This is a genomic window from Acinetobacter sp. MD2, assembly GCF_035615575.1.
GTDB lineage: Bacteria > Pseudomonadota > Gammaproteobacteria > Pseudomonadales > Moraxellaceae > Acinetobacter.
This window is the reverse complement of sequence record NZ_VTDK01000004.1, coordinates 106692-120543: the sequence shown is the minus strand read 5'-3', so window position 1 is coordinate 120543 and position 13852 is coordinate 106692. Positions and strand designations below refer to the sequence as shown.

The 13852-nt window shown below is 41.9% G+C and carries 15 protein-coding genes; 6 read left to right on the top strand and 9 right to left on the bottom strand.

Annotated features, from left to right (window positions below):
* Window positions 1-74: 74 nt before the first annotated feature.
* Window positions 75-635: a YceD family protein gene (locus FXN70_RS07190; protein WP_324646785.1), complete on the bottom strand. Its 561-nt coding sequence runs from the start codon at window positions 633-635 to the stop codon at window positions 75-77.
* A 94-nt stretch (window positions 636-729) separates the two neighbouring features.
* Here FXN70_RS07190 and FXN70_RS07185 point away from each other — a divergent pair, with 94 nt between their 5' ends.
* From FXN70_RS07185 to rluB, 5 genes are all read left to right on the top strand, one after another.
* Complete coding sequence (locus FXN70_RS07185; RefSeq protein ID WP_324646784.1) at window positions 730-1392, top strand: elongation factor P hydroxylase; 663 nt, start codon at window positions 730-732, stop codon at window positions 1390-1392.
* 89 nt (window positions 1393-1481) lie between these two features.
* Entirely contained in the window at window positions 1482-2099 is a 618-nt protein-coding gene (locus tag FXN70_RS07180; RefSeq protein WP_324646783.1) for an L-threonylcarbamoyladenylate synthase, read from the top strand.
* A 198-nt stretch (window positions 2100-2297) separates the two neighbouring features.
* On the top strand, window positions 2298-3092 hold the full coding sequence (locus FXN70_RS07175; RefSeq protein ID WP_324646782.1) for a ScpA family protein: 795 nt from the start codon (window positions 2298-2300) through the stop codon (window positions 3090-3092).
* Window positions 3085-3669: an SMC-Scp complex subunit ScpB gene (scpB, locus tag FXN70_RS07170; protein WP_324646781.1), complete on the top strand. Its 585-nt coding sequence runs from the start codon at window positions 3085-3087 to the stop codon at window positions 3667-3669. Before FXN70_RS07175 ends, scpB begins: the two co-directional genes overlap by 8 nt.
* Before the next feature lie 41 nt (window positions 3670-3710).
* The gene (gene rluB / locus FXN70_RS07165) at window positions 3711-4646 is read left to right on the top strand and encodes a 23S rRNA pseudouridine(2605) synthase RluB (RefSeq protein WP_324646780.1); all 936 of its coding nucleotides are present in this window, start codon (window positions 3711-3713) and stop codon (window positions 4644-4646) included.
* Between the two features lie 61 nt (window positions 4647-4707).
* Here the strand turns inward: rluB and bioD are convergent, their stop codons facing one another.
* From bioD to FXN70_RS07135, 6 genes are all read right to left on the bottom strand, one after another.
* Entirely contained in the window at window positions 4708-5349 is a 642-nt protein-coding gene (gene bioD / locus FXN70_RS07160; RefSeq protein WP_324646779.1) for a dethiobiotin synthase, read from the bottom strand.
* Window positions 5346-6113 (bottom strand): malonyl-ACP O-methyltransferase BioC, encoded by a 768-nt coding sequence (gene bioC / locus FXN70_RS07155; protein WP_324646778.1) that lies wholly within the window; start codon window positions 6111-6113, stop codon window positions 5346-5348. The genes bioD and bioC overlap by 4 nt, the downstream gene beginning before the upstream one ends.
* Complete coding sequence (locus tag FXN70_RS07150; RefSeq protein WP_324646777.1) at window positions 6103-7278, bottom strand: 8-amino-7-oxononanoate synthase; 1176 nt, start codon at window positions 7276-7278, stop codon at window positions 6103-6105. Before FXN70_RS07150 ends, bioC begins: the two co-directional genes overlap by 11 nt.
* Window positions 7265-8560, bottom strand: a complete 1296-nt coding sequence (gene bioA, locus FXN70_RS07145) for an adenosylmethionine--8-amino-7-oxononanoate transaminase (RefSeq protein ID WP_324646776.1) — start codon at window positions 8558-8560, stop codon at window positions 7265-7267. The genes FXN70_RS07150 and bioA overlap by 14 nt, the downstream gene beginning before the upstream one ends.
* 87 nt (window positions 8561-8647) lie before the next feature.
* Complete coding sequence (locus FXN70_RS07140) at window positions 8648-9370, bottom strand: alpha/beta fold hydrolase (protein ID WP_324646775.1); 723 nt, start codon at window positions 9368-9370, stop codon at window positions 8648-8650.
* A gap of 113 nt (window positions 9371-9483) precedes the next feature.
* Entirely contained in the window at window positions 9484-10212 is a 729-nt protein-coding gene (locus FXN70_RS07135; protein ID WP_324646774.1) for a phosphatase PAP2 family protein, read from the bottom strand.
* A 148-nt stretch (window positions 10213-10360) separates the two neighbouring features.
* Here FXN70_RS07135 and FXN70_RS07130 point away from each other — a divergent pair, with 148 nt between their 5' ends.
* A complete protein-coding gene (locus FXN70_RS07130) occupies window positions 10361-11005 on the top strand; it encodes a riboflavin synthase subunit alpha (protein WP_324646773.1) in 645 nt (214 codons plus the stop codon).
* Here the strand turns inward: FXN70_RS07130 and nadB are convergent.
* Complete coding sequence (nadB, locus tag FXN70_RS07125; RefSeq protein ID WP_324646772.1) at window positions 10998-12566, bottom strand: L-aspartate oxidase; 1569 nt, start codon at window positions 12564-12566, stop codon at window positions 10998-11000. The genes FXN70_RS07130 and nadB overlap by 8 nt on opposite strands.
* Window positions 12544-13698: a quinolinate synthase NadA gene (gene nadA, locus FXN70_RS07120; RefSeq protein ID WP_420714392.1), complete on the bottom strand. Its 1155-nt coding sequence runs from the start codon at window positions 13696-13698 to the stop codon at window positions 12544-12546. Before nadA ends, nadB begins: the two co-directional genes overlap by 23 nt.
* Window positions 13699-13852: the final 154 nt, after the last annotated feature.

Below are 13852 nucleotides of genomic sequence, written 5' to 3'. Positions count from 1 at the left end.
GATGGCTCCTTACAAAAATCGAAAAAATGGATCAGAACAATTTCAGTTACCCTAACTTAAAAGTATAACATACTTTATGAGTTTAGTTTACCTTTTAAGCTTGTCAAAATATCAAACGGATTATCCCGTTTTTCTTCAACAATGTCCTGTTCGGTCGGTTGATGCTTATGCTCACAAACTTGATGTTTAGGAGATAATGGCACCAACAATAATAACTCATCTTCAAGTAAAGTGAGTAAATCAACAGTAGCAGCTTGTTCATACGAGCCTTTTGTTGATGTCTCATTTTCACCCAATACGATGAAATCAGCATCCTCATCCAAGCGCTCTATCAGTGATTCATCATCGACGAGGGCCAAATGAACGTCTGAAACCAGTTCTATCTCGACAGTATCCAAACAACGTTGGCATTCCATCGGAAGTTGTGTTTCTACGTGTGCATCTAACCATACGACACGATAATACGCGTCCATTGATAGTTTACAATTTACCTGAACCGATTGATTATCAATCGATCCAACTGCTTCACGAGCAATTCGAGCAAAGCGTGACAGGGGCAGTGTTCCTGACCATGTATAGCCTTGTTCAGCCCATTTAAACGGCTCAATTTGTGCCGGAAAGGTATTAGCTGACATAATTAAGGCGGCAATTCTACAAATTCATCTGAACTCTGTCAAAGTTTAAGATACAATTTTGCACTTTAAGACAGAACCATTGGGTAACACAGTCATGCAATTGTTGCAGCCGCAACCAAAAGTTAACACGTCATCACTTGTTCCTACCCTACCTATTTGGGATTCAAATTTGACCTTAAACCACGTGCAACAAGCGCTGTGGCCAAAAGATGCTTTGGAAAAAACCCAAGTAGATTGGCTTATCTTACACTTTAATGCGTGGTTTTCCCACCATAATGTGATTTTGTTCAAAGGTGAGCACGAACCTGAATATTTTCCTGCTATTTTAGATCAATCTGCAAAAATTCAGTTTGCACATGGTTTTTTCAATAGTGCACTGCATGAAATTAGCCATTGGACCATTGCAGGTGCAAAACGCCGCCTACAACCTGACTTAGGTTATTGGTATGCACCCGATGGCCGTACTCAAGAACAACAACAATTATTTGAACAAGTTGAAATCAAACCGCAAGCGATTGAATGGTTATTTGCGACCGCATTTGGACGTAAATTTCGGGTATCACTCGACAATTTAACAGGTGATGGTGGTGATGGCAGTCAATTTAAAGATGCAGTCTTTACACAAGTCCAAGCGTATTTTTCAGGTCAAGTGCAACTACCACGCGATGCTAGCCACTTTTTGCAATGTATTTGCCTCTGCATTCGCAATGGCAAAAGTTTACAGGCAACAGAATTTACGCGAGAAATATTAGACTAACTTCTGTCATTTAACTGCTCAAAAAATTTGTACAATCCAATCGACACGCTCATAATATGTATAAATCTCAGGCAGCTATGGAAACAGTTATGCTTCACTTAAGAATTCATCCTGATAATCCGCAACCGAGACTCATTCAACAAGCTGTAGAGCGCATTCGTGCAGGTGATGTGGTAGTTTACCCAACCGATGCCGCCTATGCCATTGGTTGTCAAATTGGAAACAAAGCTGCAATGGAACGAATAGCCCAAATTCGTAACTTAGGCTCTAAACATCAATATGCCATTTTATGTAGCGATTTATCCGACATTGCCACCTTTGCCAAAGTAGACAATGCAACGTATCGTTTGCTGAAAAATAACACCCCAGCGGTGACCACCTTTATTTTAGCAGCCACCAGTGAAGTGCCCAAACGCCTGATGCACCCAAAAAAGAAAACCATTGGCTTACGCATTCCAACCAATCCAATTTGTCAAATGCTGCTTAAAGAGTTAGGCGAGCCATTGTTGACAAGCACGTTAATTTTGCCTGAGCAGAACGACCCTTTAGATGACCCTTATGAAATTGAAATGCAGCTCGGAAAACGCATCGATGTTTTTATTGATGGTGGTTTTGGCACACTGAGCACCACCAGCATTATCGATTTATCGGGCGATCAGCCAAGCGTGATACGACATGGCGTTGGCGATGTGAGTGCATTTGAATAAAAAATGAAACCTACAGTTTGGTTTTAGCACAATTTTGACGCTTTTATTACAAATACGGGTCGTGGTTTATTTCCTTCTGGCATAAAATCGCTTAAACTACGCCACTTAATTTTTTATCTCCTCAACTTCAACAGTTTTAATAAAATTGTTCAGTTGGTTTTTCATGCTTTTGAAAATTCGCGTGGCATAAATAGTGTAATGAATCAAACTGTCGATTCTGAAGTAGTCGCTTTTTCCAATATTCGTATTTTAGATGATTGGCAAACCGATGTACCCGAAGATTTATATATCCCCCCTGCTGCTTTTCAAATTTTACTGACACAATTTGAAGGGCCTTTGGACTTTTTAATCTATTTGATTCAAAAAAATGGATTCGACTTATTACAACTCGATATTGCTCCAATTGCGAGCCAATATTTAACTTACATGAATGCCATGAAATCGTTAAATATTGAATTGACTGCTGATTATATGGTGATGGCAGCCTTACTTGCCGATTTAAAATCGCGACTTTTATTGCCAAAACCACCGAGCATTCAACTTGAAAAAGACCCGAAACAGGAACTTATTGATCGCCTTGAAAGCTATTTACGCATAAAACAAGCAGCAGAGCGTTTAGGTCAACTGCCTATTTTAGAACGAGATACGTTCAACACACAGGTACATTTAGGCGAAAGTCAGCATTTATATGAAGGCTATGATGCCAAGAGTTTACGTGATGCTTTATTTTGTATTTTTAATCGCCCAGAACCTATTATTCACCAAGTCCAACAAGAACCCGTTTTACTTGAAGAGCGTATTGCACATATTGAAGCAATGACAGCAAGTGGAAAAATTTTAGATTTTCAAGCTTTGCTCACCCCAACACAAGGTAAAATGGGCATGGTGGTGACTTTTATGGCAGTTTTAGAGCTAACACGGCAACAAAAACTTCACATTGTCAGCACAGGTTTGGATGCACCGCTGTCTATTCAAGGAATACATCATGGATAATACCAGTGCAATCAATGTCGATGACCTGCATCATGAAGTATTGATGCAACTTGAAGCAATTATTTTTGCAAGCGATGCACCCGTTTCATTGGCTCGGTTGAAAGAAGCATTTCAAAACCAATATAATAAACAACAGTTACGCTTGTACTTGCAACAATTGGCTGTATTGCAACATGGTCGTGCGATTGAACTGATCGAAACCGCCCAAGGGTTTCGTTTTCAAGTACGCGCCAAATATCGTGATATGATTCGTCAAACTTGGCCCGAACGCCCAACCAAGCTTTCGCCATCGCTGCTCGAAACTGTTGCTGTGATTGCTTACCACCAACCCGTAACCCGTGCCGATATCGAGCATGTACGAGGGGTAAGCAACAATAGTCAAATTTTACGCACCCTATTCGACTGGAACTGGATTAAAGAATCTGGTTTCCGTGAACTCCCGGGCAGACCCGCTTTATTGGTGACTACGCCCCAATTTTTAAATGCTTTTGGCTTAGCATCTTTAAGCCAATTGCCTCCCCTACAGGATGCCAAGGAAGCTTTCATGACACTTGATGCCCATGCAGCAAAGTCGTGAATAGGTGGACTGTTGATTGATTAATTCTAAGGTTTACTGTTATGAGTGAAAAATTACAAAAGGTACTTGCCCGTATCGGACTAGGTTCTCGTCGTTATATGGAAGAAGTCATTGCCGCAGGTCGCGTGAGCGTTAACGGTAAAATTGCCCAAGTGGGTGAGCGTATCGAGCCAACTGACGAACTGCGTATCGATGGTCGTAAAGTACAATTTCAAATTGAAGATGAAATTCGTCGCCGCGTTTTAGTATATTACAAGCCTGAAGGCGAAATTTGTTCACGTAACGACCCAGAACAGCGCCCAACTGTATTCGACAACTTACCACAAATTGCCAACGACCGTTGGGTGATGGTAGGTCGTTTAGACATTAACAGTACTGGTTTGTTGTTATTTACGAACGATGGTGAACTTGCCAACCGCTTAATGCACCCATCGAATGAAGTTGAACGTGAATATGCAGTCCGTGTGATGGGTGAACTTAGCCCACAAATGCGCAGAACTCTACTCAACGGCGTCACTTTAGATGATGGCCCTGCTAAATTTGAGTCTTTGTCGGACTTAGGTGGTGAAGGAATTAACCGTTGGTATCAAGTGGTGGTAAAAGAAGGACGTAACCGTGAAGTACGTCGTTTATTTGAATCGCAAGGTTTAAAAGTCAGTCGCTTACTTCGTACCCGTTATGGTTCAGTTATTTTACCACGTGAACTTCGTACAGGTCGTTGGACTGAGCTAGACAAGCAAGAAATTGATAATTTAACCAAATTGGTTGAGTTAAAACCACGCCAAGGCACAGGCTTGTTTGGTATGGCAAAACGTCGTGCAGACAAAATGACTGAAAAGCCAATGGCAGCACGTCGTGGTGGTTATTTACGCCAACAACGCCGTGACGAAAGTGGTGAAACTGAACAACGTGCACCACAGCAACGTCAAGGTACACCGCGCAGTCCTTTTGGGATCAAGCGTGATTTTAATCGCTAAGTCATACATGTAATCTCATAAAAAATGCCTCAAAATTGAGGCATTTTTTATAGGTATTCAATTAAAGTGCAGGAATTTCAATCCAAGCGGCTTTCGGAAAATTTTGGGCTAAATAATTTTGCAAATAATGTTGTGTGTCTTTAGAAATCAGTGGATCTTTCGATTCATCATTTAAATTATAAGCCAGCGAATGCAAGTGCAAACCACGAGTTTTTATTGCTTCTAAACTCAGTAATGTATGGTTAATACTACCTAACCGCCCAGATGCGACTAAAATAATCGGAAAATTCTGCTGTTGAAGATAATCAATAATCAGAACATCTTCGGTTAATGGCACCATTAAACCACCCGCACCTTCTAACAGCACCATATCAAACGTCGCGCTTAATTGTGCAGTGGCTTGCTCAATTTTGGCAAAATCAATATCACGACCATCTAATTTGGCAGCTAAATGTGGCGAAGCAGGATAACTAAAAATTTCAGGCATGGTCAGTTTGGCATGATCTTCAGCAAGAAGCCCTGTACCCATCATCTCTCGGTGCTGTTCGATATCTTCTGAAATATCGATATTGCCCGTTTGAATCAATTTTTGGGTAATCACGGTTTGCCCTTGTGCCAAGTATTGCTGTGCCAAATAGCCTGTGGCATAGGTTTTGCCAATACCTGTATCAATGCCGGTAATAAAATAGACTTGACCGCTCATGTGATTCTCCGTGCAATGATATAAATAGGATGATAGGTCAATCGATAATAAGTATTGTCCTGATCAGAGCTTTGGCTAAATTCGGCATAATCGTGATAAAACTGCTGTAAACGCTGCTTTGTCCATACAAAGTGATGTGAATTTGCCGTCACACCCGTGGCTTTTAAATGTTTTAACACCCGTAGTGGATGGCTAAACATCAGTTCGATCTGTTGTTCTTCGCAGTGTAACACCTCAAAACCTTGCTGCTCTAACATTTCGGTGAGCTGTTCTGCCGAATGATAATCTAAACCTTGTCCTGTCAGCGCTTTAATTTCTTTTAAATTGTCGGGACCAAAAATGGAAAAACAGAACCACCCTTGTAACTGCAAAGCGTGCTGAATTTTGGCAAAAACATCGCTTAAATTATTCATCCATTGCAAAGCTGAACTTGACACAATCGCGGTTAATTGTTTTGGATAAACAATGGTTTCAGCATCACCCAAACAAAAATCCACATTGGCATCGTGCTTAAAAAATTCCATCACCGCAGGATACAAATCATTGACGATATATTGATCGACCTGCAATTGTGGCAATAACAAATGAGTAAGGTTGCCCGAACCACAGCCAATTTCAAACACACGTTTTAATGCCACTGGACAATGCTGTTGAATCAGCACCGATAAATACTGACAAATTTGCTGCTGTGCCACAGCCTGTTCGCTATAGCTATATTTGGCTTTGGCAAAGCGTTGCTGAACTTTTCGTTTATCAATTTGCATTCGTATTCGCCAAAAGTTGCACCAATGGGTCTAAGTCTTGTGAAGTAATGGCTGCGCTGAGCGACACCCGTAGTCTTGCGCTATTTTGCGGTACAGTCGGTGGACGCACAGGCATAATATAAAAACCATGTTGCTGTAAAGTTTTCGCCTTTTCGACGGCTACTGCACTATCACCAATAATAATCGGCACTAAATGACTGCTCGATGGACTCGCAAAACCAAGCGCACTTATCTGTTGTTGTAAATATTGGCTCGTGCGCTGTAAGTGCTGTCGTGCTTGCGCCATGTTTTGCATTTGTTCAAATACAAACTGCGTCCATGCAATATTGATAGGTGGCAATGCAGTACTAAAAATCAGTGGACGCATGGTATTGACTAAATAGGCTTTAATAATTGGATCGCAAATTAAGTAGCCTCCCACCGAAGCAATGGCTTTACCAAAAGTACCCACTAAAAAATCAATCTGGTTGATCACGCCATATTGCTCGGCACAGCCCAAGCCTTTTTCACCACGCACCCCAATTGCATGAGCTTCATCAACATACAGCATAACTTTGCTAAATTGACGTTTAAGCGCAGCAAGAGCAGCTAGGTCGGTTTCGTCACCATCCATACTAAAAATACTTTCAGTGACCACAATAATCCGCTCTATTTCGGCATCATCATGGTATTTTTCAATTAGTTGCTGCAAATGCGCCAAATCATTATGCCGATAACGTACATAATGTGCGGTACTTAAACGAATGCCATCAATCATACTGGCATGAATAAGTTTATCGGCTAAAATGATAGTTTTGGCATCGGCAAGCGCAGGTAAAATACCAATATTCATATGATAGCCACTGTTAAACAGTAAAGCATCACGCCCTAAAAATGTGTTAGACAAACACTGTTCTAACGCAACATATTCAGGGAAATTGCCCGTTAGTAAGCGTGAAGAAGACGAAGTCAAATGTCGCTTAAACATTGGCATCTGCTCAAAAAACTGCACACGCAAGTCTAAATCGTTGGCCAAACCCAAATAGTCATTCGAAGACAAATTCAACATTTCTTGGCCATCTACCCAAATACGCTTGTCCTGCTGCATATTGGGGGTAAATTGGCGCAAATTGCCAGTTTTCTTCAATCCATCAAGTTTGGCGGCGTAATGATCAAGCAATGCCATAACTTCCATCCTGTTGTAGCCCCTCAACCACTGCAATCAGTTGGTCGAGTAAATAGGTTAATTCGGCTTCATTGATAATATACGGCGGCATGACATACACCAATTTTCCAAATGGGCGCACCCAAATACCACGACGGACAAATTCTTGTTGTAAACTTGCCATATTCACATTCATGGTGAGTTCCACTACGCCAATTGCACCCAACACCCGCACATTGGCAACATGGCTTAAGCTTGCTAACGGCGCTAAGGCACTTTGTAACTGACGTTCGATGCGCTGAATATTAGATTGCCAATCTTGCTCTAACAACAATTGGGTACTACGCTGTGCCACCGCACACGCGAGCGGATTTGCCATAAAGGTTGGGCCATGCATAAAAACGCCTGCTTCACCACGTGAAATCGTTTCGGCAACCTGTGTCGTGGTAAGTGTTGCAGACAAGGTCATGTACCCGCCCGTTAAGCCTTTACCAATACACATAATGTCAGGTTCAACTTGTGCATGTTCCCACGCAAATAGTTTGCCTGTACGACCAAAACCTGTCGCAATTTCATCAAAAATAAGCAAGAGCTGATATTTGTCGCACAACTGTTTTAACGCACGTAAATATTCAGGATGATAAAAACGCATCCCACCTGCACCTTGCACAATCGGTTCGATAATAAATGCGGCTAAATTTTCATGCTCTGCTTCAAGTAACTGCTCTAAGGCTGCCATTTCTTGCGGCTGCCACATTTCGCCAAACCGACTTTGTGGCGCAGGCACAAAATGCCGTACAGCTAAACTTGAACCAAAAATTTGGTGCATGCCTGTTACAGGGTCGCATACCGACATCGCATTCCACGTATCGCCATGATAGCCCGAGCGTGTGGTGACAAAATTATTTTTATAATTTTTGCCTTGCGCCTGCCAATATTGCACTGCCATTTTCAAGGCGACTTCAACCGCAACCGAACCAGAATCGGCATAAAAGATCTTGTCGAGCTGTGGTGGGGTGATTTTGAGTAACAATTTTCCCAATTCAATCGCAGGGTCATGGGTGAAGCCCCCGAACATAATATGCGACATTTTTGTCAATTGTTCGGTTACAGCTTGATTCAGTTCAGGATGGTTGTAACCATGAATTGTACACCACCACGACGACATGCCATCGACCAGTTGTCGTCCGTCGTCAAGTTCAATGATAGCGCCATAAGCTTGCTTAACTTTAAAGGTCGGCAGTGGGTTGAGCATTGAAGTATACGGATGCCACAAATGCTGAGCATCAAATTGATCGACCATCCTGCACAGTCCATTTTTACACAATAGTTGGCATATTAAGCGCTTTTTAAACCCGATGCCATTGCAAGATCAGTCAAAAAATTCAATTTACAAAAATGGTCTAATTGCTTGCAAAGTTTGCTCAACATTAAACATCGGAAAGCTATGCCCACAATCATTTAACGTTTTAATTGTGATGTTTTTAGAGGCAAAATTTAAGATTTCTGCGCCAACTTGGCAAGGAACAAGCGCATCATGCTCTGCCAACACAAAATGTATTTTGGCAGGATAATCTTGCAGCATAGTAACCAAGTTTAATTGCTTGAGCTGAGTTAAACCTATTGTTAATTGCGCTATTTCGGGCGGATTCGCCGTTTTTAATACAGTTAACCAATTTTGCTTAGTATTGGGCTGACCACGACAAATATTCAAATAAAATTGTTTAAGCGTTGCACTTGAATTGAGCTTAAATTGCTGATCAAAGGCTAGAAATTCTGCTTGCGGCATGGCAAATGGCCAATCCTGATTTTGCACAAAACATGGATTTGTCGCTAAAGTAATGACCTTTTTGGCCTGCCCTGTTGTTTGCCACAATGTTTGTGCAAGTAATAATGCGAATTGACCACCTAAAGACCACCCCATCAATACATCTGCATCTATGGCATGTTGTTGTGCCTGCTGCCATTGCACATCATCTTCAGGATTAAAAATATCAAGCAGTACAACAGTATGCCCAATGTGCTGTAACGCATTTTGCAACGGTTGTAATGCGGCTGTACCTACACCCCAACCTGTAATCAATAAAATACGTTTTAACATCATTAAACTCATTGTCACGTCAAGCCTTGCAGTATAAGCCAAAGTCTTTTAAGGTCATGTGCAAGAACTACCAAAATGATTTAGCCCAAACATGTGTCATATCTGGGCGGAATCATTACTATGGCTTATTTTACTTTTTGTTGAATTTCACGTTTTGCAGCAGTCAGTTGTTTCATAAAATCAGGGTCGGCATGTAAGCGCGCCACTGTAGCCGCTCCTGTAATCCGCCCTGCATCGACATCACTTTGCCAATGCATGCCACAAATGACACGGCTTTGCCCAAAGTCATAGCCACGTTTTAAAATTTCATTTTGGCGTTCAGGACGAATTTCAGCCAAAATTAATGCACTCGACCAACCAATTGTGGTATGCCCTGAAGGATATGAACCATTTTTACTTAAATTGGTTTCATCATTTGGCGTACACGAGTGGCTATTAAAAAACACAAACGGACGCAGACGCATATAATGCTCTTTAGCGGCTTTTGTCGCATAATTTCCACTATCGGTACGAAGTTTTCTTAACAAGTCATAGGTAATTGGTGTATTGGTTGCTGAAATATCAACCCCTAAAGCCTGTGAAAATGGCTTGCCAATATTGGTATCTGATAAATCTGCATCTATAGCCGCTTGCTGCCAACGTGCCGTTCCAACCAAACTGCGTGCTTGGTCATAGGCAGCCTTATCACGTAAAAAATCCACGCTATCATAGGCAGGTGGTGGCGGCAAAATTTGTAAACTGTCGGCGAATTGATTGGGTTGTAAAAATGAATCTGCACTTTTTGCCCACGCCACATTTGTACCAAGTACACTTAGCCCCATCAACATTACAACAGAATATTTTGTTTTCATCATTTTAAATAAGACAGAAGAAATGTTGCTTTAACTTAAGGCTTTTTCTTGACATTTAGATGACTCTTTTTTGACAAAAAAATGACACACAGACTTTAATAAAAAAGCGGACTATACTCGGTGCTATTCTTTTTATTTAGCATAGTTAACCATGTATACAGGTATCGTTTTAGGCACAGAAACCATTCATTCAGTAGAGCAAAAACAAGGCTACAGCACCATTTACGTGCATAACAGCCACGGCTTCTTAGATGATGTTCAGCTCGGTGCAAGTGTCGCCATTGACGGTACCTGTTTAACGGTCACGCAAATTTTGGCAGACTCGCATTTGGTCAGTTTTGATATTTCAGATTTAACCAATCAACTCACCACGTTGTCCAAGCTTCAGGCAGGTTCAATGGTGAATATTGAACGTTCATTTAAAATGGGCATGGAGAATGGTGGGCATAACTTATATGGACATATTGAAGGTGTAACCCAAGTTACGCAAGCACTTCGACAAGGGGCAATATTGCATTTAGATTTAAAAATCCCAAGCGAGAATATGCGTTATTTCTTTTTAAAAGGCTTTATTGGCTTGCATGGCTGTAGCTTAACGGTCAATCGCGTCGATAAGACCCTCAACGAAATTTCAGTCGATTTAATTCCTGAAACACTACGTTTAACCAATTTAAATCATGTTCAAGTAGGCGATTTTCTCAATTACGAAATTGACCAAACCACCCGCACATTGGTTGACACCATTGAAGGCATTTATGCCAATCAAGCCTTGTTAAAATATGCCGATACTAAATAGCACAACATTGTTCAAGTGGACGTGATACCAAGCCTTCAATCACACTGAGTTGTGGCACATCATTTAAATACGGACAATCTCGATTAAAATGCGTACCACGACTTTCGGTACGTTGTAGCGCACTTTTTAACATCAACAGTGCGGTATAAATAACATGCGGCACGGTTTTATTTTCTTGAACAAACTTTTGCCGCCAATTTAAAACCTGCTGATACAACTGCTGCATATGGACAAAATCACGCTGTATTCCAAAGTGCTGACTCATTTGCTGTTGTAACAATTGCAATGAAAATTTAGCTTGGTCTGTCACATGCTGCCGTGGATACAATACCAAATGGCTACTCTGTGGATAGGCAGGCACCATTTTCCATGCAGCTTCATGCGCAATACATTCTGCAACACGTCGCCCGATCACTACGCACTCCAATAACGAATTGCTCGCTAAGCGATTTGCCCCATGCAAACCCGTATATGCAACTTCGCCTACAGCATATAAATCAACAACATCACTCTGCCCCATACTATTGGTCACCACCCCACCACAGGCATAATGTGCCGCAGGGGCAATCGGAATTTGTTCACGGCAAATATCTAAATTTAAACTTAAACAGTGCTGATAAATGGCAGGGAAATGCTGCTGAATAAAAGCAGCAGGCAGCTGCGTCATATCTAAATACATCGCCGCAGCTTGCTGTTGCTGCATTTCATTGGCAATCGCACGCGCGACAATATCCCGAGGCGCAAGTTCAGCACGCGCATCATATTCAGGCATAAAGCGTCGCCCTTTCGGGTCTCTTAAAATACCGCCTTCACCGCGCAAAGCTTCTGAAATTAAAAAACCATTGGCATTTTGTAGTGCCAAAGCCGTGGGATGAAACTGGATAAACTCTAAATTTGCAACCCGACAGCCCGCCTGCCATGCCAAAGCCACACCATCACCTGTAGCGGTCGTTGGGTTGGTGGTATATTGAAAAAGCTGCCCCATGCCACCTGTAGCCAATACATTGTGTTTGGCTAAAATGGTCATGGATTGCTGTGCGACATCCCGTAATTTCGCCCCAATACATCGCCCATTTTCACCCAATAATTGTTCTACCGAATGCTCAGGCAAGTAAGTAATATTGGTATGCTGTTTCAGCTTTTGCTGTAAAGTGACCATCACCGCATGCCCCGTATGGTCGGCAACATGCACTATACGCCGCTGCGTGTGTCCACCTTCACAGGTTAAATGCAATTTCGGTTCGTCTTCACAACTAAAAGGTACGCCTTGCGCGCACAACCAATCAATTGCTTGCGGTGCTGCTTGTAAAATCTGCTCGACTTGCTGAGGCTCACACAAACCCGCCCCTGCTACAAGTGTGTCTTGCACATGTAAAGATACATGGTCTTTAGGGTCTAAAACCGCAGCAATTCCACCTTGGGCCAAATCACTTGAACATGTGTTTAAGTCAGCTTTGCAGAGTAAGGCAATTTTTAAATGGCGAGGCAACGACAATGCAACAGTAATGCCTGCAAGCCCTGCACCCATAATCAACACATCATAATGCACGGTCGTGTTCATGTTGCTGTCCTGCAAGCCATTGTTTAAATTCGACTAATCCTTGGGCTAAATGTTGTGTTTGCTGCTGATAGTGATGATAATCTTGTGCAAATTGCAACATTTTTAAAATCGGTTGCTTGGCACGTTCAATTAAATCAGGCGCTAATTCAATTTGCTGACAATGATTTTTCAAAACATTGGCGCAGGCTTCTAAACCATTCATCGCCATCCAAGGGCAAAAAGCACATGACTTACAGGTTGCACCATTGCCAGCAGTCGGTGCTGCATAAAATTGTGTGTGTGGTGCATGCTTTTGCATTTCATGTAAAATGCCTTGGTCGGTTGCCACAATAAAACTTCGCTTAGGCTGCTGTTTCACCACATTGAGTAATTTACTGGTCGAACCAACCACATCAGCCAACGCCACTACTTCGGCAGGCGATTCAGGATGTACCAAAACCAACGCGTCAGGATGTTGCTGCTTTAAATGCTGTAATTCCAACCCTTTAAATTCATTATGGACAATACAAGCACCTTGCCAAAGCAACATATCTGCGCCCGTTTTTTCTTGAATATAGCTCCCTAAATGACGGTCAGGTCCCCAAATAATTTTCTCACCTTTTTGTTTTAAATATTCCACAATTTCAATGGCAATAGATGAGGTGACCACCCAATCGGCATGGGCTTTGACTTCGGCACTGGTATTGGCATAGACCACCACCGTCCGTTCAGGATGAGCATCACAAAACTGTTTAAATTCATGCGCAGGACAGCCCAAATCTAAAGAACACGTTGCCTCTAAATCTGGCATTAAAACGGTTTTTTGTGGGCTTAAAATTTTGGCGGTTTCCCCCATAAAACGTACCCCTGCCACCAATAAGGTCTGTGCAGGATGCTCCTTACAAAAGCGTGCCATTTCTAAAGAGTCACCGACCATACCACCCGTCGCCAAAGCCAAATCTTGCAACTCAGGCTCTACATAATAGTGCGCGACCATGACTGCATTTTGCTGCTGCAACAATGTTTTAATTTCTTGTTGATACTGCAAAGTCGTGGCTACATCTAAAGGAATAGGCACTTTTGCCCATGCTTCATTTAAATGGCAGGCTTGACTGGCTTGCTCGATTTTCGCAGCCTGAATATGCGCTTGCATAAACATCAAACTCGGCTTTTCGTAGGAAAACGACGCTAAATGTTCCTTCATTTTGGGTCCTAAATACCACTTTTTTAGATTATGCTCATATTGAGCATATAAAAACAAGCTATTTTTGCTCATTTTGAGCAAAAACAATTAAGACAATCTATTT

What these genes read in the sequence shown, in the direction of transcription:
- FXN70_RS07190 (WP_324646785.1), bottom strand. Translation starts at nt 635, where the DNA reads ATGTCAGCTAATACCTTTCCGGCACAAATTGAGCCGTTTAAATGGGCT.
- FXN70_RS07185 (WP_324646784.1), top strand. Translation starts at nt 730, where the DNA reads ATGCAATTGTTGCAGCCGCAACCAAAAGTTAACACGTCATCACTTGTT.
- FXN70_RS07180 (WP_324646783.1), top strand. Translation starts at nt 1,482, where the DNA reads ATGCTTCACTTAAGAATTCATCCTGATAATCCGCAACCGAGACTCATT.
- FXN70_RS07175 (WP_324646782.1), top strand. Translation starts at nt 2,298, where the DNA reads ATGAATCAAACTGTCGATTCTGAAGTAGTCGCTTTTTCCAATATTCGT.
- scpB (WP_324646781.1), top strand. Translation starts at nt 3,085, where the DNA reads ATGGATAATACCAGTGCAATCAATGTCGATGACCTGCATCATGAAGTA.
- rluB (WP_324646780.1), top strand. Translation starts at nt 3,711, where the DNA reads ATGAGTGAAAAATTACAAAAGGTACTTGCCCGTATCGGACTAGGTTCT.
- bioD (WP_324646779.1), bottom strand. Translation starts at nt 5,349, where the DNA reads ATGAGCGGTCAAGTCTATTTTATTACCGGCATTGATACAGGTATTGGC.
- bioC (WP_324646778.1), bottom strand. Translation starts at nt 6,113, where the DNA reads ATGCAAATTGATAAACGAAAAGTTCAGCAACGCTTTGCCAAAGCCAAA.
- FXN70_RS07150 (WP_324646777.1), bottom strand. Translation starts at nt 7,278, where the DNA reads ATGGCATTGCTTGATCATTACGCCGCCAAACTTGATGGATTGAAGAAA.
- bioA (WP_324646776.1), bottom strand. Translation starts at nt 8,560, where the DNA reads ATGGTCGATCAATTTGATGCTCAGCATTTGTGGCATCCGTATACTTCA.
- FXN70_RS07140 (WP_324646775.1), bottom strand. Translation starts at nt 9,370, where the DNA reads ATGAGTTTAATGATGTTAAAACGTATTTTATTGATTACAGGTTGGGGT.
- FXN70_RS07135 (WP_324646774.1), bottom strand. Translation starts at nt 10,212, where the DNA reads ATGATGAAAACAAAATATTCTGTTGTAATGTTGATGGGGCTAAGTGTA.
- FXN70_RS07130 (WP_324646773.1), top strand. Translation starts at nt 10,361, where the DNA reads ATGTATACAGGTATCGTTTTAGGCACAGAAACCATTCATTCAGTAGAG.
- nadB (WP_324646772.1), bottom strand. Translation starts at nt 12,566, where the DNA reads ATGAACACGACCGTGCATTATGATGTGTTGATTATGGGTGCAGGGCTT.
- nadA (WP_420714392.1), bottom strand. Translation starts at nt 13,698, where the DNA reads ATGCAAGCGCATATTCAGGCTGCGAAAATCGAGCAAGCCAGTCAAGCC.